The sequence below is a fragment of the Roseateles sp. SL47 genome (assembly GCF_026625885.1).
Taxonomy (GTDB): Bacteria; Pseudomonadota; Gammaproteobacteria; order Burkholderiales; family Burkholderiaceae_C; genus Roseateles.
Window position 1 is genome coordinate 62,575 of sequence record NZ_CP113068.1, and the last position, 23,900, is coordinate 86,474.

The window sequence follows — 23,900 nt, forward strand, 5'->3', positions numbered from 1 at the left end:
CCGATGCAATGTCCCCCTCGCCAAGCCTGACGTCAAGCTGAATTTCCTGAAGCCGATTCAAGTGTCCAGTTTTTATTACGTCAATCTGGATTGACATCCATTTCGGGCAGGCCTAGATTCGGCCCCATGCTTCCACCCCTCGCCTCACCCTCTTCGCTGAGGCCCCCATCGGGCGCTGCGGCGCATGCTGCGCCTCGGCCCCCACGCAGGGGCCCAGGGATGGCGCTGCGGCATGAGACGCTTCAGCAGCCCCATCAGGAGCCCCATCGGCTGGCCCCTGACCAGCCTCGCCACCCGGCGCTCTACACCCCTGAGGAACGCGCCCGCCGGGACGCCACCCGCTGGACCCTGGTCCAGGGCGTGTTGGCCCCGGTGCAGTTCCTGGTCTTCCTCGTCAGCCTGGTGCTGGTGTTGCGCTTCCTGGTCACCGGCGCCGGCGAGCAAACGGCGGCGGTCTCGGTGCTCATCAAGACCCTGCTGCTCTACACCATCATGGTGACCGGCTGCATCTGGGAGAAGGTGGTGTTCAACCGCTGGCTGTTTGCCCCGGCCTTCTTCTGGGAAGACGTCTTCAGCATGGCGGTGCTGGCGCTGCACACCGGCTATTTGATGGCGTGGTTCACCGGCTGGCTGGACAGCCGCAGCCAGATGCTGCTGGCGCTGGCGGCCTATGCGGCCTACGCCATCAATGCCACCCAGTTTGTGCTCAAGCTGCGGGCTGCGCGATTGCAAGGGATGGCGGGGGCGCCAGACGTGCCCGCCGATTTGCCCACCGACTTGCCCGCAAAACAGGGGACATCGCCCCCCCGCTCAATGCCGGGGGCCTGCTCATGAGCCCGATCATTCCCATTCAGGCGCAAGGCGGCTGCCCCGGCAACAGCCCGGGCGCCCCGGTGCTGCGTGAGCGCGGCCAGCGGGAAGTCTTCTGCGGCCTGACCGGCATCATCTGGCTGCATCGCAAGATGCAGGACGCCTTCTTCCTGGTGGTGGGGTCCCGGACCTGCGCCCATCTGATCCAGTCCGCCGCAGGCGTGATGATCTTTGCAGAGCCCCGCTTCGCCACCGCCATCCTCGACGAACGGGACCTGGCCGGCCTGGCCGATGCCCAGGACGAACTGGACCGGGTGGTGCAGCGGCTGCTGGAGCGTCGGCCGGACATCCGCCTGCTCTTTCTGGTGGGCTCCTGCCCGTCCGAGGTGATCAAGCTGGACCTGTCCCGCGCCGCCGGCCGGCTGAGCCAGCGCTACCACCCGCAGGTGCGGGTGCTCCACTATTCCGGCAGCGGCATCGAGACCACCTTTACCCAGGGTGAAGACGCCTGCCTTGCCGCGCTGGTGCCGACCTTGCCGGCCCTGTCCACGGCGCAGGACACCGCAGCGCCCGAGCTGATGGTGGTCGGCACACTGGCCGATGTGGTGGAAGATCAGTTCCGTCGGCTGCTGGAAGCCATGGGCCTGCAACGGGTGTCGTTCTTCCCCTCCCGCAGTTCCACCACACTGCCTGCCGTCGGCCCGCAGACGCGATTCCTGCTGGCCCAGCCTTTCCTGGGCGATACCGCGCGGGCCCTGGAAGCGCGCGGAGCCCAGCGCATTGCAGCGCCCTTCCCTCTGGGGGCCGAAGGCAGTGCCGCCTGGATATTGGCCGCCGCTGATGCCATGGGCGTGGCGGCCACCACCGCGACCCGGGTCATCACGCCGGCTCGCCAGCGGGCCGAATCGGCCTTGTTGACGCATCGGGCGCAGTTGGCCGGCCGGCGTGTGTTCTTCTTCCCGGATTCGCAGCTCGAAATCCCGCTCGCCCGCTTCCTGGCGCGGGAACTGGGCATGCAACTGGTGGAAGTCGGCACACCGTATCTGCATCGCACCCATCTGGCCGAAGAACTGGCCTTGCTGCCCGCAGGCACGGCCCTGTCGGAAGGGCAGGATGTGGAGCGGCAACTGGACCGTTGCCGTACGGAGCGGCCCGACCTGGTGGTCTGCGGACTGGGTCTGGCCAACCCGCTCGAAGCCGAAGGCCTCACCACGAAGTGGTCCATCGAGCTGGTCTTCACCCCCATCCAGGGTTTCGAGCAGGCGGGCGATCTGGCTGCGTTGTTCACCCGCCCCTTGCATCGTCGGCAATTGCTGGCGGCCTGAGACACCACCACCATGCAGCTCACGCTCTGGACCTATGAAGGCCCGCCCCACGTCGGGGCGATGCGGGTGGCCACGGCCATGCGCGGCGTGCACTATGTGCTGCATGCGCCGCAGGGGGACACCTATGCTGACCTGCTGTTCACCATGATCGAACGGCGTGGCGAACGCCCACCGGTCACCTACACCACCTTCCAGGCGCGAGACCTCGGCGGCGACACCGCCCAGCTGTTCAAGGACGCCGCCCGCGAGGCCTACACACGCTTCCAGCCGCAGGCGCTGCTGGTGGGAGCCTCCTGCACCGCCGAACTGATCCAGGACGATCCAGGGGGCCTTGCCGCTGCGCTGGACCTGCCCGTGCCGGTGATCCCGCTGGAGCTGCCCGCCTACCAGCGCAAGGAGAACTGGGGCGCCGCCGAAACTTTCTATCAACTGGTGCGCACACTGGCGGTCAAGCCGACACAGGCGCCGCAGCCACGCCAGCGCGGCGCGGTGCCGCGCTGCAATGTGCTCGGTCCTGCGGCGCTGGGCTTCCGGCACCGCGATGACCTGCGGGAAATCTCGCAACTGCTGACGCAACTGGGCATCGAGATCAACGTGATCGCGCCCTGGCAGGCCACGCCGGCTGATCTGGCCCGGCTGGCCGATGCCGACTTCAATGTGGTGCTGTATCCGGAGCTGGCCCAGACAGCAGCTGCCTGGCTGAGCCGGACCTTCGGTCAACCGGCCACTCGCACCATTCCGATCGGGGTGCGTGCCACCCGCGAGTTCATTGCTGAAGTCGCCACGCTGGCCGGCATCGATCCGGACCTGGCCACTGCACAGGCGCAGTCCCGCTCCGGCTGGTATGCGGCCTCGGTGGATGCCAACTACCTGACCGGCAAACGGGTGTTTGTCTTTGGTGATGCCACCCATGCGGTGGCAGCCGCTCGTGTCGCCGCACAGGAGTTCGGCTTCGAGGTCGTCGGGCTGGGCAGCTACAGCCGCGAATTCGGGCGTGAGCTGCGGGCGGCTGCACAGACTTACGGCCTGGAAGCCTTGATCACCGACGACTATCTGGAGGTCGAAGCGGCCATGGCGGCTGCTGCGCCCGACCTGGTGCTGGGCACGCAGATGGAGCGCCACATCGCCAAGCGCCTGGGCCTGCCCTGTGCGGTGGTGTCCGCCCCTGTGCATGTGCAGGACTTCCCGGCGCGGCATGCCCCGCAAATGGGTTTTGAGGGCGCGAACGTGCTGTTCGACACCTGGGTGCACCCGCTGATGATGGGGCTGGAAGAACATCTGCTCGGCATGTTCCGAGGCGATTTCGAATTCCACGAAGCGGCGGCACCGTCGCACCTGGGACACGCAGCGGCTCCGGCCGGATCGGAATGGCACCCGGCGTCAGGCTCGGCCGTGGCACCCGCTGCAATGGCCGCCAGCACCCACCCTGAGGCTTCTCCCGCACCGACGGTGCCACCCGAAAGTGCCCCCCCCTCTGCCATCGGGATTCCTGCGGTCACGGAGGCGGCGCTCCCCCCAGCCACCGCTGAAGCAGCCACTGCCACGGCAGCCGCCACCGCAGCGGCGACTTGGTCGCCCGACGCCGAGCAGGAGCTCCGCAAGATTCCCTTCTTTGTTCGTGCCAAGGCGCGCCGCAATACCGAGGCCTATGCCCGGACACGAAGCCTGCCCCTCATCACGCTGGAGACGCTTTATGACGCCAAGGCGCACTTCAGCCGGTAGCCCTGCGGCGCCTGCGATGAACGTGGTCATCGTGACCATGGATTCGCATCTGGCCAGCGCTGCCGAACGGGCCAACGTGACCCTGGCCCGGCATCTGCCCGGCCTGCGGCTCACGGTGCATGCGGCCGCCGAATGGGGCGACCAGCCGGAAGCCCTGGCCCGCTGCCGCGCCGACATCGCCGCCGCCCACATCGTCATCGCGTCGATGCTGTTCCTGGAAGACCACTTCATGCCGGTGCTGGCCGATCTGCAGGCCCGGCGCATGCACTGCGACGCGATGGTCTGTGCCATGTCGGCCGGCGAGGTGACCCGCCTCACCCGCATGGGCGGCTTTGACATGAGTGCTCCCGCGAACGGCGCCCTGGCCCTGTTGAAGCGGCTGCGCGGCAAACCCGCCGGCAAGGAGGGCCGCCCGGCGAGCGCGGGGGCGCAGCAGATGAAGGTCTTGCGCATGCTGCCCAAGATCCTGCGCTTCATCCCCGGCACCGCGCAGGACGTGCGGGCCTATTTCCTGACGCTGCAATATTGGCTGGCGGGATCGCAGGACAACATCGCCAACATGGTGAAGCTGCTGGTGGAGCGTTATGCGGACGGCCCGCGCCTGACGCTGCGCGCCAGTGCCCGGCCGGACCAGCCCATTGCCTATCCCGAAGTCGGTCTTTATCACCCGCAGATGAACCACCCTGGCGCCATCGGCCAGATGGCCACGACGCTGGACGCCCTGCCCAGCATGGCCACCACCGGCCCGCGCGGCACGGTGGGGCTGTTGCTGATGCGCTCCTATCTGCTGGCCGGCAATGCCGACCACTACAACGGGGTCATCACGGCGCTGGAAGCGCGCGGGCTGCGTGTGATCCCGGCATTTGCCACCGGGCTGGACCAGCGCCCGGCCATCAGCGCCTATTTCCAGGACAGCAGCGGGCGACCCCGCATCGACGCGCTGGTGTCGCTCACTGGCTTCTCCCTGGTGGGCGGGCCAGCCTACAACGATGCCAAGGCCGCCGAAGACGTGCTCGCGGCGCTGGACGTGCCCTACCTGGCCGTGCATCCGGTCGAGTTCCAGACGCTGGACCAATGGGGTGGATCCTCGCGCGGGCTGCTGCCGGTGGAATCGACCATCATGGTGGCCATTCCCGAGCTGGACGGTGCCACCGGCGCCATGGTGTTTGGCGGGCGCGCCAACGGCACTCACATCGCCTGCACCGGCTGCAGCCATGCCTGCCGCTTCGAGAACACCATCGACTCGCACGACATGCACAGCTGCATCGAGCGGGCCGATGCCCTGGCGGCCCGCGTGGGCAAGCTGGTGGACCTGCGCCGCAGCCAACGCGCCGAACGACGGGTGGCGGCGGTGATCTTCAACTTCCCGCCCAATGCCGGTGCCACCGGGACGGCCGCCTTCCTGTCGGTCTTCGAATCGCTCTACAACACGCTGGTGTCGATGGCGCGCGAAGGCTACACGGTGGAGCTGCCGACCAGCGTGGACGACCTGCGCGAACGCCTCATCCACGGCAATGCGGCGCGCTACGGCGCATTGGCCAACGTGCATCACCGCATCCCCGCCAACGAGCACCTGCGCCGCGAGAAGCACCTCAAGGAGATCGAGGCGCAATGGGGGCCCTGCCCCGGCCGGCAGCAGACGGACGGCAGCCACATCCAGATCCTGGGCGAGCGCTTTGGCAATGTCTTTGTTGGCATCCAGCCCGCCTTTGGGTATGAAGGCGACCCGATGCGGCTGCTGTTCGAGCATGGCTTTGCCCCCACCCATGCGTTTTCCGCTTTCTACCGCTGGCTGCGCGAAGACTTCGCCGCCCATGCGGTGCTGCACTTCGGTACCCATGGCGCGCTGGAATTCATGCCGGGCAAGCAGGCCGGCATGTCGGCCCGCTGCTGGCCGGACCGGTTGATCGGGGACCTGCCCAATCTCTATCTCTACGCGGCCAACAACCCGTCGGAAGGCAGCATTGCCAAGCGCCGGGCCGCCGCCACGCTGATCAGCTACATGACACCGCCCGTGGCCGAGGCCGGCTTGTACAAGGGGCTGGTGGAGCTGAAGGAACTGCTGGAGCGCTACCGCGGCCTGGAACCGGAAGCTGCAGCCGAGCGGGACGAGTTGGCCACGATGATCCAGGCGCAGGCCGCCACGCTGGACCTCGCACCGGTGGCGCCGGCCTGGGCGGATGGCGCGGAGGCGGCCATTGCACGCTTGGGCGAAGCGGTGCTGGAGCTGGAATACACACTCATCCCCCACGGGCTGCATGTGGTGGGGCAGGCCCCTAGCGCGGCGGAGCGGGTGGATCTGCTGATGTCCTTTGCTGACGCGTCTGAAGGCATCAAGCCCGACCGGGCCGTGATCGAAGCGCTGGTGTTGCACGGCATGCCCGCCCACAGCGACGCCCTGGAACATCGCGAGCTGCTGCAAGGTCTCGCCGACATGGACCGTCTGATGGCGGACGACCGCGAGATCGACGGCATCCTGCGGGCCCTGGACGGCCGCTTCCTGCGGCCCGCGCCCGGCGGGGACCTGCTGCGCACCCCCGCCATCCTGCCCACCGGCCGCAATCTGCATGGCTTCGACCCCTTCCGCTTGCCCAGCGCCTATGCGGTGAAGGACGGTGCCCGCCAGGCCCAGCGCCTGCTGGACCGCCATCAGGAAGGCGGCCATGCACTGCCCGAATCGATTGCGATGGTGCTGTGGGGTACCGACAACCTCAAGAGCGAGGGCGGCCCGATTGCACAGGCCCTGGCGCTGATGGGGGCACGGCCGCGCCAGGACAGCTATGGCCGACTCGCCGGTGCCGAGCTGGTTCCGCTGGCTGAGCTGGGCCGCCCCCGCATCGATGTGGTGATCACCCTCTCCGGCATCTTCCGCGACCTGTTGCCGCTGCAGATCAAGCTGCTGGCCGAAGCCGCCTTCCTGGCGGCCAGCGCCGACGAGCCCGACCATCTCAACTTCATCCGCAAGCATGCGCTGGCCTTCCAGGCCGCCCACGGGGGCGACCTGGAAACCGCCTCGCTGCGGGTGTTTGGCAATGCGGAAGGTGCCTACGGAGCCAACATCAACAGCCTGATCGACAACAGCCGCTGGCAGGACGGGGATGAACTCGCCGACACCTACAGCCGCCGCAAGGGATTTGCCTACGGTCGAGCCGGGCGCCCGGTGCAGCAGGCTGCCCTGCTGCAAAGCGTGCTGGCCGATGTGCAATTGGCCTATCAGAACCTGGATTCGGTCGAGCTGGGCATCACCACGGTGGACACGTATTTCGACACGCTGGGCGGGGTGAGCCGTGCCATCCGCCGCGCCAAAGTGGCGCGGGAAGGCGCCGAAGCGCAGATGGCGCCGGTCTACATCGGCGACCAGACCCGCGACGGCCTGGGCGGTGGCACCGTGCGTACCCTCAGTGAGCAGGTGGCGCTAGAGACCCGCACCCGCATGCTCAATCCGAAGTGGTTCGAGGCCATGCTCAAGCATGGCTACGAAGGCGTACGCCAGATCGAGGTGCATGTCACCAACACACTGGGCTGGTCGGCCACCACCGGGCAGGTGGCGCCCTGGGTGTATGAGCAGCTCAGCGCCACTTTCATCCTGGACCCGGCCATGCGCGAGCGCCTGGCCCAGTTGAACCCGACGGCCTCCACGCGCGTCGCCCATCGCCTGCTGGAAGCCGTGGATCGCGACTACTGGCAACCCGACGCCGCCACCCTGCAGGCCTTGCGCCAGGCGGGTGACGAGCTGGAAGACCGCCTCGAAGGCGTCATTGAAAAGGCCGCTGCATGAGCACCATCACCGCCGTCCCCCTGAATGAGATCGGCAACCGGCGACCGGACGGCGCCGGCAGCGTGCAGGTCCAGATGGACCCGACCTTGCAGATCGGCACCGCCAAATGCTTTGCCATCTACGGCAAGGGCGGCATTGGCAAGAGCACCACCTCCAGCAACCTCTCGGCCGCGTTCTCCAAGCTGGGCAAGCGGGTGCTGCAGATCGGCTGCGACCCCAAACATGACTCCACCTTCACGCTCACCAAACGCATGTTGCCCACCGTCATCGACGTGCTGGAGACGGTGAACTTCCACGCCGAGGAACTGCGGGTGGAGGACTTTGTCTACGAAGGCTACAACGGCGTGATGTGTGTGGAAGCGGGCGGGCCGCCGGCCGGCACCGGCTGCGGCGGCTATGTGGTGGGCCAGACGGTCAAGCTGCTGAAGGAGCATCACCTGCTGGAGGACACCGACGTGGTGATCTTCGATGTGCTGGGCGATGTGGTGTGTGGGGGCTTTGCCGCGCCGCTGCAGCATGCCGACCGCGCCATGATCGTCACGGCCAACGACTTCGATTCCATCTTCGCGATGAATCGCATCGTACAGGCCATCGGCGCGAAGGCCAAGAACTACAAGGTCCGGCTGGGCGGCGTGATTGCCAACCGCAGCGCGGCCACCGACCAGATCGACCGCTACAACGAGCGCATCGGCCTGAAGCTCGCGGCGCATTTCCCCGACCTGGACGTCATCCGCCGCAGCCGGCTGAAGAAGTCCACGCTCTTCGAGATGGAAGCGTCACCGGAGCTGGAGAGGGTGCAGCAGGAATACCTGCGCCTGGCCGCTTCGATGTGGACCGGCGGCGCGCCGTATGAAGCCGTGCCGATGAAGGACCGGGATCTCTTCGACCTGCTGGGATTCGACTGATGCGCCACTCCGACTACCTCCAACGCCGCGGCCAGATCGAGGCCTATTTCGACCGCACGGCCGTGGACGCCTGGGCGCGGTTGACCTCGGACGCGCCGGTGGGCCGCGTGCGGGCCAGCGTGCGGGCCGGGCGTGACCGCATGCGCAGCACCCTGCTCTCCTGGCTGCCGGCGGACCTGCGCGGGCGGCGGGTGCTGGATGCCGGTTGCGGCACCGGCGCACTGGCCGTGGAAGCCGCCCGACGCGGCGCCGAGGTGGTGGCCATTGACCTGTCCCCGACGCTGGTGGATCTGGCACGTCAGCGGCAACCCAGTTTTGACAGCGGCGGCCGCATCGACTTCCGGGCCGGCGACATGCTGGACCCCGCCCTCGGCCAGTTCGACCATGTGGTGGGCATGGACTCATTGATCCACTACGAACCGGGTGATGCGGTGGCCGTGCTGGCCGGCCTGGCCGAGCGGACACGCCATTCGGTGCTGTTCACCTTTGCCCCCAGCAATCCGGCCCTGCAGGTGATGAAGGCGGTGGGCAAACTCTTCCCGCGGGGCAATCGGTCCCCGTCGATCGTGCCGGTGGCGGAGCAGCGGCTGCAGCAGCTCATCGGCGCGCATCCCCGCCTGCTGGCCTGGGACCTGCAACGCAGCGAGCGGGTCTACAGCGGCTTCTACACCTCGCAGGCGCTGGAGCTGGTGCGGCCATGAAAGCCACCGTGCCCCGCCCGTTCAATCAGCGCCTGGCGCTGAAGTGGTCCCGGCTGAGTCTGAAGTTTCTGCCCTTCGCCGATGTGGCCACCACCGAGCTGCCGCTGAGCCGGCTGATGCGGCTGGCCCTGTTCCAGGTGTCGGTGGGCATGGCCTATGCGCTGCTGGTGGGCACCTTGAACCGGGTGATGATCGTGGAGCTGGGCGTGGCGGCCTGGGCGGTGTCGGTGATGGTGGCGCTGCCGCTGCTGGCGGCCCCGTTCCGTGCGCTGGTGGGCCACCGCTCCGATACGCATTTGTCCGCTCTGGGCTGGCGGCGCGTGCCCTACCTGTGGTTTGGCTCCCTGCTTCAATTCGGTGGCCTGTCCATCATGCCGTTTGCGCTGGTGCTGCTGCAGCCTGGCGCCGAGGCCAGTGCGCAGCCGGGTGGCGTGATGGTCGGCCGGCTGGCGGCGGCACTGGCATTCATCCTGGTGGGCGCCGGCATGCAGACCACGCAGACCGCCGGCCTTGCCCTGGCCACCGATCAAGCCCGGCCGGACACCCGCCCGCGTGTGGTCGCGCTGATGTATGTGATGCTGCTGCTGGGCATGGTGCTGGCCAGCACCTGCTTCAGCCTGCTGCTGCAGAGCTTTTCACCCACCCGGCTGGTCGCCGTGGTGCAAGGCGCCGCACTCGCCACGATGGTGCTCAATACCGTGGCGCTGTGGAAGCAGGAAGCGCGCGGCACGGTGAAGCGGCTGCCGCCCGGCGAGCGGGTGCCGCCTTTCCGCGAAGTCTGGCGGCACTTCGCTGCCCAGCCGCAGACGCGTCGCTTCCTCGTGGCGGTGGCGCTGGGCACGGCGGCATTCAACATGCAGGACATCGTGCTGGAGCCCTATGGCGGCGCCATCCTGAAGCTGCCGGTGGCTGCGACCAGCCTGCTCACCGCTGGCATGGCGCTGGGGTCGGTCATGGCATTTGCCCTGGCCGCCCGGCTGCTGGGGCGTGGCTTCGACGCCCATCGCCTGGCCGCACTGGGGTTGCTGGTCGGCATCGTGGCCTTCTCGGCCGTCATCTTTGCTGCGCCGCTGGATTCGGGCTGGCTGTTCCGCATCGGCAATGTGCTGATCGGCCTGGGCGGCGGGCTGTTTGCCGTCAGCACGCTGGTGGTGGCCATGGGGCTGGAAAGCACCAGTGGTGCGGGCCTGGCCCTGGGCGCCTGGGGCGCCATGCAGGCCACGGCCGGCGGGCTGGCCGTGGCGCTGGGGGGCACCTTGCGAGACGGTTTTGAAGCCCTGGCGGCACATGGCTGGCTGGGCACGGCCATGTCCGAACCGCAGGTGGCCTACAGCGTTGTTTATCACCTGGAGATCGCCCTGCTGTTCGGCACGCTGATCGCCATTGGTCCCCTGGTGCGCCGCCGTGGCGCATCCCCACCATCCCGCCAGCGCATTGGGCTGGCCGAGTTTCCAGGCTAGGAGGCCTCCATGCAAACCGGTGCCATCACGGGCTACATCGACGTGGCCCAACTCGTGCTCTACGCGTTCTGGATCTTCTTCGCGGGCCTCATCTACTACCTGCATCGCGAGAACAAGCGCGAGGGCTATCCGCTGGAGTCCGACCGCTCACACGCCATCCGGGTGGAGGGCTGGCCGGCGGTCCCCGCACCGAAGACCTACCAACTGGCCCATGGCGGCACGGTGCAGGCCCCCAATGCCCGTCGCGACTCGCAACCGCCGGTGCATGAGGGCGCCTATCGCGGCTCGCCCTTCCAGCCGGACGGTGACCCGCTGCTCGCGGGCGTGGGGCCCGGCAGTTGGGCGAATCGCGCCGATGTGCCGGACATGACCTATGAAGGCCTGCCGCGCATCGTTCCCCTGCGCACCGCTGCCGGTTTTGGCGTGGCCCCGCAGGATGTGGACCCGCGTGGCCTGCCGGTGGTGGGTGATGACGGCGTGGAAGGCGCACGGGTCGTGGACCTGTGGGTGGACCGCTCGGAGATGTTGTTCCGCTATCTGGAGCTGGAAGTGGCCGGCGGCCGCCATGTGTTGCTGCCGATGAACTTTGCGCGGGTGCTGCAGCATCGCATCGTGGTGAAGTCCATCCTCGGCCATCAATTCGCCCAGGTGCCGGGCACGCGGCAAGCCGAACAGGTGACGCTGCTGGAGGAGGAAAAGATCATGGCCTATTACGGCGCCGGCACCCTCTACGCCACGCCCCAACGCCAGGAGCCGCTGCTGTGAGGGCCGTCTCCAATCTCGTGAACGTGCTGGCCCCCGCGCACGAGCATGAGTTCGAGGCCATGCGGGGCCTGCCCGAAGCGCTTCCCGATGGCGAGCGTCAGTTGTGGCAGGGCAGCCCCGACGCGCGGCTGCTGGCTCGCCAGGCGGTGCATCTGGATCTGGTGATCGGCTACTTCCTGCTGCTGCTCGGATGGCGTGTGGCCACGGGTTGGGCCGATGGCCAGCCGGTGGGCCAGATCCTGATGGGGCTGGCCGGCATGTTGCCGCTGATCCTGCTCGCTTGCGGGTTGCTGGCCACCATCGCCTGGATGATGGCCCGCAGCACGGTCTACACCATCACCAACCGGCGGGTGGTGTTGCGGGTGGGCATTGTGTTGAGCATCACCTTCAATCTGCCGTTCTCGCAGATTCTCTCGGCGGGATGGCGCGCCCGCGGACGAGGTGGCGACATCGTGCTGACCCTGGGCGGCTCAGACCGCATCGCCTACCTGCACCTCTGGCCGCATGCACGCCCCTGGCATCTGCGGCGCACCCAGCCCATGCTGCGGGCCCTGGCGGATGCCCCCACCGTTGCAGCGCTGCTGGCCGAAGCCCTGCGGCAGGCAGAAGCGGATCGCCAAACCTTGCCGATGCGGGCGGTACCCACCGACGCTGGCGCAACGGCGGCCCACCCACTGCCGCAGGCGGCCTGAACCATGCGTACCGCCCCGTCTGCCAGCAAACTGCCGGCCCTGCCCCTGGCGGCCCTGGGCGCACTGGTGTTGGCCAGTGTGCTGGGGGTGGGTGTGGTGCGTCTGGCCGGTGTCAGCGCCCAGCAGCAGCCGGACGCCAGCACGGTCACCACCCGCCAACTGCGTTTTGAGGATGGGGCGGACGGCAGCATTGCGGTGCTGGATGCCGGCAGCGGAAGGCTGCTGACCACCATTGCGCCGGGCACCAACGGCTTCCTGCGCAGCGCCATGCGCGGCCTGGTCCGCGAACGCAAGCGCCAGGGCCTGGGGCCGGAAACCCCCTTTGAATTGCTTGGCCGTGCCGACGGCCGCCTCACCCTGGTCGATCCGGGCACCCGCCGCCGCATTGACCTCGAAGCTTTCGGACCCAGCAATGCGGCCGTGTTTGCCCGCCTGCTGCCCGCCACCCCACCAGGAGCCGATCATGTCGCTCAGCGCTGAACTTCAGACCCCCGAAGATGCCGCCCGCCTGGCCAAGGCCGAAACCATGCTGACGCCACGGTTCTACAAGACCGACTACGCGGCGATGGACCGGCTGGACATGGACCCCATTCGCGCGCAATGGGAGGTGATGATGGCCGAGTATGAAGGCGACAACAACCACGACCATTTCACCCGGACGCCCGAATTCACCGCCGAGGCGGCGGCGCTGTCGGCCCAGTGGTCGCCCCAGCTGCGGCGAGACTTTCAGGATTTCCTGGTCAGCTCGCTGACCAGCGAGTACTCCGGCTGCGTGCTCTACAACGAGATTGCGAAGAACGTCAGCAACCCCGACATCAAGCAGCTGATGCGTTATCTCACGCGCGATGAGTCGCGCCATGCCAACTTCATCAACCAGTCGCTGAAGGACTTTGGCCTGCAGGTGGACCTGGTGAATCTCAAGCGCACCAAGGCCTACACCTACTTCAAGCCCAAGTACATCTTCTACGCCACCTACCTGTCGGAGAAGATCGGGTATGCGCGCTACATCAGCATCTACCGCCAGCTGGAGCAGCATCCGGAGCTGCGCTTCCATCCGATCTTCCGGTGGTTCGAGCGCTGGTGCAATGACGAGTTCCGCCACGGCGAGTCGTTCGCGCTGATGATGCGCGCGCAGCCGCATCTGCTGCGCGGCGGCAACAAGCTGTGGATCCGCTTCTTCCTGCTGGCGGTCTACGCCACGATGTATGTACGGGACCATACCCGCCCCTGGCTGAGCCAAGCCTTGGGCATGGACCCGACCGACTACGACTACCGGGTGTTCAACATCACCACCGAGATCTCCCGCCAGGTGTTTCCATTGAGCCTGGATACCGACCGCCCGGCGTTTCGCGCCGGCATGACCCGCCTGTGCAGCATTGCCGCCGCCAACGACCGCGCCAAGGCACGCGGCGGGCTGCTGGGCAAGCTGCAGCAGGGCTGGTGTGCGCTGCAGGCCACGGCGTGCTTTGCGCGGCTGTACCTGCTGCCGGTGAAGACGCATGAGCTGCCCGGCGAGATGCGTGTGGCGCCGAGCTGGTAAGGGTCAGGACCTCCGCCATGCAACACGGCTGGCCCGCGCTCTACACCCTGCTGCTGTGGTGGTTCAGCACGGGGGTGATCATCTATCTGAATGGCCTGCCCCGGTCCACCCACCCGTGGACCATGGGCGCGGCCACGGTGCTGCTGGGCATTGCGCTGACCGGCGTGGCGGTGACGGCGGCGGACACACGCGTCACCGGCGCCTACCTGGCCTTCACTGCGGCACTCACCGTCTGGGCCTGGCAGGAGATTGGATTCCTGCTGGGGTATGTCACCGGGCCGCGCCGCCACGCCTGCCCACCCGGCGCCACCGGCTGGCGGCGCGCCGGGCATGCGGTGATGGCGATTCTGTACCACGAGCTGGCGCTCATGGTGCTGGGCATGGCCGTGCTGGCGCTGACCTGGGGGCAGCCCAACCAGGTGGCGACCTGGACCTTCGGGGTGCTGTGGCTGATGCGGCTGTCGGCGAAGTTGAATGTCTTCCTGGGCGTGCGCAATCTCAATGAGCAGTTCCTGCCCGAGCATCTGCGCTACATGCACAGCTACTTCCGGCAGCGGTCCGGCAACCGGCTGTTCCCGATCAGCGTGATTGCGGTGACGGGGCTGGCCGCCGCCGCCTGGCATGGGGCTGTGGCCGGGAGCGTGCAAGCGTTTGAAATCACCGCCTGCAGCTTTGTGGCGATGCTGTTGAGCCTGGCCTTGCTGGAGCACGGCTTCATGATGCTGCCCTTGCCCAGCGAGCGTCTGTGGGAGTGGGGCATGCGGTCGCGTGGCAGGCCACGTCATTCGGAGTAAGGACCAGCGGCGGCTACCATGGGGGGATTCACCGTTTGAGCTGCCGGCCAGCCCCGATTCATGACTTCCCCTCCGGACTCTCTGCACTCCGATTTGCACTCCGATCTGCACTCTGAGTTGCGCTCCGTTCTGCGCGCCGCACTGGCTGAGATGGCACGCCAGCGGTATGCCGAAGCCGTCGACCTGCTCACGCCCCTGGCCCACCTGCCTTCCAACGAGCTGCAACGCTATCTCGGTGAATCCCTGCGCCGCAGTGGTCGGCCGCAGGAGGCGGTCGGGCCGCTGATGCAGGCGCTGGCCTTGAAGATGGACGACATCGACGCCTATCTGCAACTGGCCTTTGCCCTGCAGAGCTTGCAGATGAAGGTCGAGGCGGCCGAGTGTTTCCGGACGGTGGCCGCCCTGCAGCCGGACAGTGTCATGGCCCAGTCCTATCTGGCCCATGGTGACCAGCAGTGCGCCCGCTGGCAGGACTTCGACGCCAATCTACAGGCCCTGTTGGCGGCCATCCGGCACAAGCCTGACGACGCTGCGGATGAATTCGGTGTGCCGTTCACGCTGGTAGGCCTGCCACACGACCCGGCCGACCTGCTGAAGGTGTCCCGCCTGAGCAGCCGGTTTCTCAGCCGAGGCCTGAAGCCGCTTCCCCAGGTGAAGGCCGGTGACCGTGCCCGCGCTCTTGCGCCGGGAAGGCCGGGTGAGCGCTTGCGCATCGCTTATCTCTCCGGCGACTTCCATGCGCATGCCACGGCCGCCCTGCTGGTGGAGACCTTGGAACAGCACGACCTGGAGCGCTTCGAGATCCTGCTGTTCTCCCATGGGCCTGACGATGGCAGCGAGCTGCAGCGCCGCATCCGCAACACCGGGTCCCGCTTCATCGATGTTTCTCATCTGGACGCTGCCGGCATTGCGGCCCGTATGCGCGACGAAGCGGTGGACATCGCCATCGACCTGAAAGGCCACACCGCCGGTAGCCGCTTCACCGCCCTGGCCTGCCGACCGGCCCCGGTCCAGGTGAGCTGGCTCGGCTTCCCGGGGACCAGCGGCGCCGACTTCATCGACTACATCATTGGTGATGACATCGTCACGCCGTTCAGCCATGCGTCGGCGTACAGCGAAAAGATTGCCCAGTTGCCGGTTTGTTATCAGCCGGGCGATGGCAGGCGCACCCTCACGCCCGGGCCACGGGCGCCGTGGGGATTGCCGGAACAGGCGTTTGTCCTGCTGGGGGCGAATCCCGTCTACAAAATCACACCGGCCGTGTTTGATGCCTGGATGACCCTGCTGCATCAACTCCCGCAGGCGCTGCTGTGGCAGCTCAGTGGCGGTGAGCAGGCGGATGCGCAGCTACGGGCTGAAGCACAGCGACGTGGTGTGGCGCCCGAGCGCATTCACTTCATGCCTCCCGCCGACATGGCCACGCATTGGCAGCGCCTGGCCTGCGCCGATCTGGCCCTGGATACATGGCCCTGCAATGGGCACACCACCACCAGTGACGCGCTGGCCGCCGGGGTGCCGGTGGTGACGGTGATGGGCGATGGCTTTGCAGGGCGGGTGGCGGCCAGCCTGCTCACGGCGGCGGGGTTGCCGGAGCTGATTTGCGACAGCCCGCAGGCCTATGTGCAGCAGGTGATCCGGCTGGCGGGTGGCGTGCGGCCCACCATTCGGCCCTGGATCGATTCGCGGCGTTTCGCACGGGAGCTGGAAGCGCTGTATGAGCGCATGTGGGAGCGGGCCGTTCAAGGGCTGGCCCCGGCCGAGCTTCGGGCCCCCTGAGGGCGCGGGGCCTGGCCTCAGGCCCGCAGGGCGGCGACCAACTCGTCCGAGTCGAAACCGTCCTTCATGTGGTGTTCCTTCCTACCGCGCTTGATCACCAGGAATGGCGTGCCGTCGGCCCCATAAGCCCGGAACTCCGACTGGCAGTGCATGTCGATGCTCATGTTGCATTCGGTGAAGGCAAAACCATTGGCCTGCAGCCAGTTCTTGGCCTGATGGCAGTAGCCGCATTCGGTGGTGGTGTACATGACCACCTCGTCGGCCCGGACGCTGGCGGCCAGGGTGCGGAGTTCGGTCTGGCTCATCCCTTCGGGCGCCGCATGCTGGTGGTAATGTTTCCAGGCCAGATGGCCGGCAATGGCAACGAAGATCAGGAAACCGATGAGGTTTTTCATTTCAGGACTTCTTTCGATGCTGGAGGTGCTGACGAACCTCGGATTCGCTGTGGCTGAAGTGCTTCTGGCGGGTGAACACCGCATACGCCAGGGCGGGGTGTTCCAGCAGGGGCGTCAGATTACCGTCGACCACCGGGGTGCCCATCAGGTTCAGCCATTGGAGATGAGGCATCTTGCCGACAAAAAAGACATTGTCCAGCGCCGGACAGTGCTGCAGGACCAGGCGCTCCAGAGCCGCCAGGTGAGGCAAGGTCTCTGAAAGATCGGCGATGTGCTTGCCGCCGTCAACCTCGAGTTCTTTCAGTGCTGCACACGCCGCCAGATCCTTCACCGATGCCAGTTGGCGGGCCTGGCCGATCATCACCGATTCCAGATGCGGCCAGCGTGCCAGAAGAGCCAGCTTCACAATGCCGGGCCGCATCAGGCCCAGCCTGCGGAGCTGGGGGGCGTCTGGAAGCTGGTGGAGGTCCTTCGTGGGGCTCGAATACCGATCCAGAAACAGCTCACGGAGTGCGGCACAAGGGCCGAACACCGTCTTGGGATGCCAGGGCTGGCTGAGAGATTCCAGGGCGTCGAAGCCTCTGCAGTCCAACAGCGGGTTGGTTTCATCATTGCAGTGATATCTCACCAGGGTGTGCGCATGGTGTCTGACCGGCGACAAGTCCACCTTCACACCGCGCAGCATGATGTGCAGCCGGGTCACGTCCTTGAAGTCATTCAGGCACTCGACCGTTTCGAGATGGGGATTCTCGACGCTGCCAATGTGCAGATCGGTGAACTGACCGGTGGCCCATAACGCCGCACAGGCCCTGGATTCACTCGCATCGACGTTCAGTACCCGATGGCGCCTGCCGCCCACCAGGACCTCCTTGACACTGCTGCGACCAGGAAGTTCCTCATCCATGACAAGCGACTTCGAACTCAAAGGCGTTCTCTCCAGAGCACTCCAGCCCTTGCAGGAAGGCCATCCAATCCGCTTGTGCCACCGCAGGCGGAATGCCCAGGGCGAAGTACTTGCCATTGAAGGCAGTTTCCAGGATGCCGGCGTTGGCTTTGCACCAGTCCAGCAGCCGCTGGGTCTTCTCCGCATCAAAGCTGGAGATGTGAACGGTGGCATAGCCGGACCTTTGCACCACGCGCTCGAACCACCACCCCTCATCGTCGCCGTTGGCGCTGACAACATCGCCCCAGGCGACGTCCTTGGCGAAGTAAGGAACGTTGATCAGCTTGAAGTGATGGCCCTCCATCCGCACGCACCAGATCGACTCCACGGAATACGGGGGCCATTCGTCTTCGTCCTGTTCCAGGGACCAACGGACCTTGAATTCCATCACTTCGCCTTGACGAATTCCCAATAGTCTTCCCGACGTTCCGGCAGAGGGGCAGGCAACGCAAAGGCCACCAGCTTGTCCGGGGGGATTTGATCCTTGTAGCAATTCGCCTGCACGACGGCTTTGCTGCCAGGTTGGATATGACCGACCTTCAGCCAGGCCCCGCCGACCAGAATCTCACCCTCCTTGTCCTTGATCCCGATCGACAGATAGGGGAGAGCCAGCGTCGACGCATTCTCGACCTCGAACAAGGCATCCCCGTCCGGGGCAAAGCCCACATGTCGCCAGTGAAAGTGATCTCTAGCTTCGATGATCTCCTGCTCCGACTTGGAGAAGGGCGGTGCACCGGACAGGACCTGTGTCCACTGGCGTTGAGAGAACTTCTTGCGAGCCCACTGATAGGCGTCTTCCAGCCAGCTTTCGAAACCCGGGTGGAGCTCTTTCGCTTCGGACTTCGACAAGACATAAACCGGCGAGCTTTCCCCACGCTTCACAGCCTGCTCGTCGAAAAATAGATGTTGACTCCCCCGATCCGCGAACGCCACAAACGAACGACCGTCGGACAGCACCTCTCTCCGAAAGACTTTCAACGGATAGATCAGCAACACGATGTCCGGCATGTTGCCCCAGCCGTTGAACAGGCTCGCCTGCCCGAACTCCGCCAAAAAATCGGCAAAAGGCCCAGCCAGCGGTTGACCTGCTGCGTCCCGCCCTTCGTACATCAAGGCGCCGGGCGGCACCGCTTCAAACCGGTGAAAGTCGGTGGCCCGGATGGATGTCCGTTCAGCGCGTAACCACTCAAAGGCCGGATTACTTGTAGCCATTCTTCTTGTGCCAGTCCATGTGCTGAGACGGTGTCATCGGTGTGATGTTCGCTGGATCGGTGGGGTGCCCGCCCTTGGAGACCGGCTGAATATGGTGACCGTCCTGATTACCACCCGGGCGGATCTTTTCATTCGGCGGGTTCTTGGGCCAAGGGCGTCCGTGCAGCTTTTCCCAGGCTCTTCGCATAGACGGCGTGCATCGCCCGTTATGGACCCCGACGCCGTCCTTGCCCACGAAGTACGTGTGGACGTTCGCCACCTCCAGGTTGAACACTTGCATGAGCTTGCGTTCCACACGGGCATCCACCACGTACAGCTTCGGTTCGACCTCATCATGAGACGGCCGCAGCACCACGGCGTCACCCTTGCGCAGCAGCACGGCATCGCGCCAGCCGTCCGGTGTCATGAGCGGGTGTCCCTCGGTCGCTGTCAGCCGTGCGCCATTGGACAAGGTGAGATGAATGAGCGACTGCTCCTTGAGGTTGGTGAAGATGTCGGTCACCGGTTCATAGGAAAGCAGCTCATCCGGAGAGAAACGCCCGTCCAGCTTCTTCCACTCGGCAATCGCGAGCACCCGATCCCCCACCTTCAATTGCCGGATCGGCTTCAACTCAACGGCCGCCGCTGAAGCGCCCGCCTCGGCGCCTTGAGCCGGTTGAACTTGAATCATGGTTTCTCCCGGGAAGCTGTTGATGGGGCACGGCATGCGGTCCCACAGCTTCTTGCCCCACTGGAACAGCTTTCCCAGCCCCATGCCGATGGCACAGCCGATGGCGCAGTCCTTCGCCGTGTTGCCCCAGTTGTTGCACTCCCCGGTGATCGCGTTTTCGAGCGCGGTGGTGAGTGCACAGCTCGCCATACAAACTGCAAAGGCGGCACACTGCGGGCATTCTCCGGTCGGGTCCTTCTGATTGACCGGGTCACCATTGCCATATTGGTACTGATTCAGGCCGCCTTCCAGACCAATCGGATCCTGGCTGATGTAGCGACCGAGGTCCGGGTCGTAGTAGCGACGATAGTTGTAGTGAAGACCGGTTTCGGCATCCTCATATTGGCCGGGGAGCCGCAGGGCGCTTTGGATCACCGGCTGATCAACCGACGCCACTGGCGTTGTAATGGACGCCCTGCCGAACGGGGAGTAGCTCGCGGACCACACCGTCCGCCCGGACTTGTCGCTGGCCTGCAGTGGCGTGAGTTGCTGGTCATGGTGGTAGTACGCAAAAACGTCCTGGCCGGCGCTGTTCACCGTCTTGATGAACAACGGCCCGGTCCCCCACTCGCTGTCCGGACGCAGCCCGTACTGGGTGGTGATGCGGGGAGCCGCACTCGCCGTCACCTGGCCATCGGCACCCAATGTGATGGGTTGCGTGGCTTCTGCAATGAGACCTTCCTCCGCATACAGGAAGTAGGTGCGTTGCGCCTGGGCAAGAGGAAGGCCCTCACGGTCTCTGAATTGCTCCTTCCACAGCCGACGGTCCAGCGGGTCATAGCCGTAACGGGCGATGACCGCATTCGGACCCAGGTCAACCTGGATGAGCCGGTTCAGCGCGTCGTAGCGGTAGTTCAAAGTTCGTGAGGACGTCTGCCGGCTGGTGAGGTTCCCAGCGGCGTCATAAGCAAAGCAGATGACACTGCCCTGCCCGCAGGAGCCATTGCCAATCTGAGTCAGACGATTGTTGGCGTCATAGGTCCAGGCGCCGTTGACCTTGCTGTGCGCGATTCTGTTGCCGACCGCATCCAGCGTGTAGCGTTCGGTGTCGGACCCGTAGGCAGAGCCGTCGGATTGCACTTCAGTCAGACGGTTCTCGTCGTCGTAACTGAATGATTGCGTCTGGGTGCTGCTCAGCCCGTTGAAGGTATCGGCTCGCGCCTGCGACTTGAGTTCCTGCACCTTGCCCCAGGTGTTGCTGAGCGACAAAAGCGTCTGCTGGCCCGGCGTCCTGACCTTCAAGTCCTCGAGATAAAGCAGACCATCGAGCGTCCGTTGCTGGGTGGTTCCTCCCGGCACCGTGACCTTGGTGGGCTCCAGCCACTTGAACTCGTCAACACTGATCGTTCCTTCACCGGGGATGGTCACCGACTGAAGCTGACCATGAGCACTGTGGGCGAACTCAAGCGTGGTGTTGTCCGCCCAGGTCATGCTGGTCTTGTAGCCGGCCGAGCTATATCCATAGCCGTAGGACAAGGTCGGACCATTGGGGTAATTCACGGATTCACCGGTCTGGCGGCCGGCCGCATCGTAGGTCAGCGTGCCGCTGCTTGTCTGATTTCTGCTGTGATCCGCGTCGGTCCATCCAATCAGATGGCTTTCTTCATCCCACTGGTAGTTGGTGGTGCGCAGCAGCACATCGTTGGATGCAAGCTGACGGACCTCGCTCAGCCGATTGAGCGCGTCAAACGCGTACTCCGTCCGGTTGCCATCCGGGTGGTTCTTCTGCACGAGGTTGCCGCCAATGTCATACCGATAACTCGTGGTCTGTCCCAACGGAAGGATTTCCGCAGTGGTCCGGTTGAGCCTGTCAAAGACAAACTTGTTGACGTTGCCGTTGGCGTCTGTGATTTCAATCAGATTGCCACGCGCATCGAAAAGCGCTGTGGTCTTTTTTCCCTGGCTATCGGCCACTTCGATCAGTTGCCCCAGCGCGTCGTAGCGATAGGTGTGTGTTTTGCCTTTCGCATCGGTCTCGCTGGTCAGGTTGCCACGTCGATCGTATTTCCGCGTGCTGACCAGCCCCTCGGTACCGTGGGCATTGGTGTTGATCAGGGACTCGCTGGTCAGCCTCTCCAAGGCGTCATACCGCTGTTGCAAGGTGAAGCTGGGGTATTGAGTTTCGGTCGGGTCAAAGAGCCCGCCTACCGTGCCGCTGCTGCTGCCATCGGGCAGGTCATAGCTGAGCTGCGTGACATGGCCCATGCCGTCGATGTCCCGCGTCTGGCGCAGGAAGTTGTCGAACTCGGCTCTCGATGCACGGCCATCTTCATCCGTCTCTGAAATCGGAAGTCCCTGGGCGTTGTATCGCACCCGATGGACGCCCCCCACGGGATTGGTGAGATTCAATCGTCGATTGAGCCCGTCATAGGTGGCCTGAATCTTCTTGCCACGTGCGTCGGTGGATTCGACCACATTGCCGACCTTGTCGCGCTGATAGGTTCGGCTGTGCCGCAGTGGATCCACCACGCTCAGCAGTTGGCCGCCAGCATCCACTTGGTAGACGGTCGTATTGCTTCGTGGATCCGTGAAAGAGATCAGGTTTCCGAAGCGATCGTACTGATAGCGGCGAACACCGCCTTCGGGGTCGGTGGTCTGGCTGATCTGCCCTTGGCTGTCATAGGCCACCTGCCACACGGCATCCGCCGTCACGGTGCCGTTTGATTCGGTTCGCCCTTTCCGGGTGACGCGGGTGAACTGACCTCGCTCGTTGACTGTGTATTCGGTGACGCGTTGTTCCGGCGTTCCGGCCGCTTCCGTCTTGCGGATGAGATTGCCGACAGCGTCATAGTCATACACCGTTTGGTTCCCAAGCGGATCCACCTCCTCGGTCAGTCCGAGGTGCAAGGCTGAATAGGCCCGCTTGTAGACGCCACCATCCGGATAACTGACCTCGATGGTCTGGTCAAACTCGTTGCGGGTGGTCCGCGTCGAAAAGCCCCGCGCATTGGTATTGGTCTCGGCCCGCGCACCGGTGTCGTACCGGATCTCTTCATCCGTACGCCCATTCACAATGCGGCGCACCAACTTCCCCACCCGGTTGTAGGTGAAGTCATCCACCCGGCGGCCGGCCGCGGTTTCCGGCCCGGTTACCTTGCTGATGAACTGCTTGTTGGTGTCGTCGTAGTCGAAGAAGTAGTCGGTGACGCCGCCGTCCGGTGCGATTCGCTGCTTCACCGTGTCGCCGCTGTAGGCCAGTTGGTCCACCCGGCCTTCCGGGTCGGTCACCTTGGTGATGTGATTGCCGACGTCATACTCGTACTGCGTGACGTTGCCCCGCACATCGGTCACTTGCGTCAGGCGGTTCTTGTCGTCGTATTGATACTTGACGCTGCGGCTGGGCAGATCGCCGGCAATGCCGCTGGCCGGATAGTCCCGGATCTCGGTGAGCAGTTCCCCGGTGTAATGAAGGCTCCACAGCACACGGCCATTGGCATCCACCACCCCTCGCAGAATGCCGGCGCTGTCCCGCAGCATCCACACGGCATTGTTGTTGCGGTCCCCATAGCCAACCATCTGGCCCTGGGTGTTGTAGTCGATCCAGTCGCCACTGCGGTCGATCCAGCGGAAGCCCTTGGCATTGGTCTGCGCATTCAGGTTGATGCGGCCGCTGGCCAGTTGGGCGTAGGCCGTCGTGGCCGACATCACCGGCAATTGCTGCACCGCACGCTTTTCCAGAATGCTGCGGTTGCTGAAGGCATAACGGCCGCTGTCACCGAGATACAGCTCATTGATGCGGCGGATGCCCTCGGTGTCCCGGAAGCTCGATCCGCTGCTGAGGCTGGAGCCCGCGCACAGCCCGGCATAGTCCACACTCACGCGTTGCACGGGCGGGTAATCCGCACTGGCCTCGCCCATCAAGCGGTTGAACGGCGTGGTGCGCACCGGCACCATCGGGCCGACTTCCGGAATGCCACCAATGACGGCGGTTCCGACGGACGGTTGCCAGTCCTCATCCACCCACACCCAGCAGCCGCTGCCGGCGCCCCCGCTGCCACTGGACGACAGCGCCGACCCGCTGCTGCTGCCGCTCCCGCTGCTGTCCGAGACCGTGCCGGCAGTGGTGTCGGCCGACTGGCTTCCCGTCAGGTTCTTCCAGCTCTGGGACAAGCTCTCCCACTGGGGTTGGAACTTCCACTCCTGTCCATCCCACATCCGCGCCCAGCGCACTTCGCCCGCCGTGGTCATCAGGCGCATGTCGTCCACACTGATGACGGCATACCCATTGGGCTGGCTCACGCTGACGCCGGTGATGCTGGTCGAGGGATTGCCCTGGCCGGAAGCCAGGAACGAACTCAGCGCAAGCATCAGGCCCACGCCCAGCGTCAGCGCCTGCCGACTCCATCCATGGGCCTTTTTCTTGGTCATTGGTG

18 protein-coding genes are annotated in these 23,900 nt (G+C 65.4%); 13 read left to right on the plus strand and 5 right to left on the minus strand.

All coding sequences use genetic code 11. The features are described 5' to 3' along the window. Window positions 1–219: 219 nt before the first annotated feature. The 13 genes from bchF (at window position 220) to OU995_RS00260 (ending at window position 16,268) form a co-directional block, all read left to right on the plus strand. The gene (gene bchF, locus OU995_RS00200) at window positions 220–834 is read left to right on the plus strand and encodes a 2-vinyl bacteriochlorophyllide hydratase (RefSeq protein WP_267833345.1); all 615 of its coding nucleotides are present in this window, start codon (window positions 220–222) and stop codon (window positions 832–834) included. Next, entirely contained in the window at window positions 831–2,135 is a 1,305-nt protein-coding gene (locus OU995_RS00205; RefSeq protein ID WP_267833346.1) for a ferredoxin:protochlorophyllide reductase (ATP-dependent) subunit N, read from the plus strand. The genes bchF and OU995_RS00205 overlap by 4 nt, the downstream gene beginning before the upstream one ends. Window positions 2,136–2,147: 12 nt before the next feature. Further along, entirely contained in the window at window positions 2,148–3,857 is a 1,710-nt protein-coding gene (gene bchB / locus OU995_RS00210; protein WP_267833347.1) for a ferredoxin:protochlorophyllide reductase (ATP-dependent) subunit B, read from the plus strand. 16 nt (window positions 3,858–3,873) lie between these two features. Beyond that, window positions 3,874–7,635, plus strand: coding sequence for a magnesium chelatase subunit H (locus tag OU995_RS00215; protein WP_267833348.1), 3,762 nt, complete (start codon window positions 3,874–3,876; stop codon window positions 7,633–7,635). Further along, a complete protein-coding gene (bchL, locus tag OU995_RS00220; protein ID WP_267833349.1) occupies window positions 7,632–8,540 on the plus strand; it encodes a ferredoxin:protochlorophyllide reductase (ATP-dependent) iron-sulfur ATP-binding protein in 909 nt (302 codons plus the stop codon). Before OU995_RS00215 ends, bchL begins: the two co-directional genes overlap by 4 nt. Further along, entirely contained in the window at window positions 8,540–9,241 is a 702-nt protein-coding gene (gene bchM, locus OU995_RS00225; RefSeq protein WP_267833350.1) for a magnesium protoporphyrin IX methyltransferase, read from the plus strand. The genes bchL and bchM overlap by 1 nt, the downstream gene beginning before the upstream one ends. Continuing rightward, on the plus strand, window positions 9,238–10,701 hold the full coding sequence (locus tag OU995_RS00230) for a BCD family MFS transporter (protein ID WP_267833351.1): 1,464 nt from the start codon (window positions 9,238–9,240) through the stop codon (window positions 10,699–10,701). The genes bchM and OU995_RS00230 overlap by 4 nt, the downstream gene beginning before the upstream one ends. Window positions 10,702–10,710: 9 nt before the next feature. Further along, window positions 10,711–11,466 carry a photosynthetic reaction center subunit H gene (gene puhA / locus OU995_RS00235; protein ID WP_267833352.1) on the plus strand — a complete coding sequence of 252 codons (756 nt, stop codon included), beginning with the start codon at window positions 10,711–10,713 and terminating at the stop codon, window positions 11,464–11,466. Next, the gene (gene puhB, locus OU995_RS00240; RefSeq protein WP_267833353.1) at window positions 11,463–12,158 is read left to right on the plus strand and encodes a photosynthetic complex putative assembly protein PuhB; all 696 of its coding nucleotides are present in this window, start codon (window positions 11,463–11,465) and stop codon (window positions 12,156–12,158) included. The genes puhA and puhB overlap by 4 nt, the downstream gene beginning before the upstream one ends. A gap of 3 nt (window positions 12,159–12,161) precedes the next feature. Next, window positions 12,162–12,638, plus strand: coding sequence for a photosynthetic complex assembly protein PuhC (puhC, locus tag OU995_RS00245; protein WP_267833354.1), 477 nt, complete (start codon window positions 12,162–12,164; stop codon window positions 12,636–12,638). Next, on the plus strand, window positions 12,622–13,698 hold the full coding sequence (acsF, locus tag OU995_RS00250; RefSeq protein ID WP_267833355.1) for a magnesium-protoporphyrin IX monomethyl ester (oxidative) cyclase: 1,077 nt from the start codon (window positions 12,622–12,624) through the stop codon (window positions 13,696–13,698). Before puhC ends, acsF begins: the two co-directional genes overlap by 17 nt. A 17-nt stretch (window positions 13,699–13,715) precedes the next feature. Continuing rightward, window positions 13,716–14,492 carry a putative photosynthetic complex assembly protein PuhE gene (gene puhE, locus OU995_RS00255; RefSeq protein ID WP_267833356.1) on the plus strand — a complete coding sequence of 259 codons (777 nt, stop codon included), beginning with the start codon at window positions 13,716–13,718 and terminating at the stop codon, window positions 14,490–14,492. Window positions 14,493–14,609: 117 nt separating this feature from the next. Further along, a complete protein-coding gene (locus tag OU995_RS00260) occupies window positions 14,610–16,268 on the plus strand; it encodes a UDP-N-acetylglucosamine-peptide N-acetylglucosaminyltransferase (protein ID WP_267833357.1) in 1,659 nt (552 codons plus the stop codon). Between the two features lie 17 nt (window positions 16,269–16,285). Here OU995_RS00260 and OU995_RS00265 read toward each other — a convergent pair whose 3' ends face one another. Genes OU995_RS00265 through OU995_RS00285 form a run of 5 tightly spaced genes read right to left on the minus strand, consistent with a single transcriptional unit; the run spans window position 16,286 to window position 23,895 of the window. Then, window positions 16,286–16,663, minus strand: a complete 378-nt coding sequence (locus OU995_RS00265; RefSeq protein WP_267833358.1) for a glutaredoxin family protein — start codon at window positions 16,661–16,663, stop codon at window positions 16,286–16,288. 1 nt (window position 16,664) lies between these two features. Beyond that, entirely contained in the window at window positions 16,665–17,567 is a 903-nt protein-coding gene (locus OU995_RS00270; RefSeq protein WP_267833359.1) for a hypothetical protein, read from the minus strand. After that, on the minus strand, window positions 17,560–17,994 hold the full coding sequence (locus OU995_RS00275; RefSeq protein WP_267833360.1) for a DUF4265 domain-containing protein: 435 nt from the start codon (window positions 17,992–17,994) through the stop codon (window positions 17,560–17,562). The genes OU995_RS00270 and OU995_RS00275 overlap by 8 nt, the downstream gene beginning before the upstream one ends. After that, window positions 17,994–18,818, minus strand: a complete 825-nt coding sequence (locus OU995_RS00280; protein ID WP_267833361.1) for a hypothetical protein — start codon at window positions 18,816–18,818, stop codon at window positions 17,994–17,996. The genes OU995_RS00275 and OU995_RS00280 overlap by 1 nt, the downstream gene beginning before the upstream one ends. Further along, window positions 18,805–23,895 carry an RHS repeat-associated core domain-containing protein gene (locus OU995_RS00285; RefSeq protein WP_267833362.1) on the minus strand — a complete coding sequence of 1,697 codons (5,091 nt, stop codon included), beginning with the start codon at window positions 23,893–23,895 and terminating at the stop codon, window positions 18,805–18,807. Before OU995_RS00285 ends, OU995_RS00280 begins: the two co-directional genes overlap by 14 nt. Between the last annotated feature and the right edge of the window lie 5 nt (window positions 23,896–23,900).